We start from the raw sequence: 269 nt of genomic DNA, 5'->3' as shown, positions 1-269 counted from the left end.
CCTCCTCGCCATGGCCCAGGCCGTCGATCAGCAACGCACTCAAACGCTGCTCGCCGAGCGTCACGTGCCACGTATCACCGCAGGCCGGGTCGTCATGCAGCGAATGCTGGCTGATACCCAGGCGAATGTCCCTGGGCGTATCAGCCTGTTTATAAAGTCGCGCCAGCACCACGGCCCCTTGGGCATCGCTGTGCACATCGAATACCTGCGCCAAGCGGCTGACAGCGCCCAGGCCAATACCCGCGGTTGCGCCGGTGGAGTAACCGTCG

Annotated in this window: 1 pseudogene; it reads right to left on the bottom strand. The window is 64.3% G+C overall.

The features are described from left to right. Positions 1 to 269, bottom strand: a pseudogene (locus SB725_RS31415) (ATP-binding protein); the annotation flags it as partial.

Origin of the sequence: Pseudomonas sp. SIMBA_041 (genome assembly GCF_046535095.1) — a bacterium.
Lineage (GTDB): Bacteria > Pseudomonadota > Gammaproteobacteria > Pseudomonadales > Pseudomonadaceae > Aquipseudomonas > Aquipseudomonas mucoides.
Note: the sequence above shows the minus strand (reverse complement) of the source record. Positions and strands in the feature narration are given on the sequence as shown.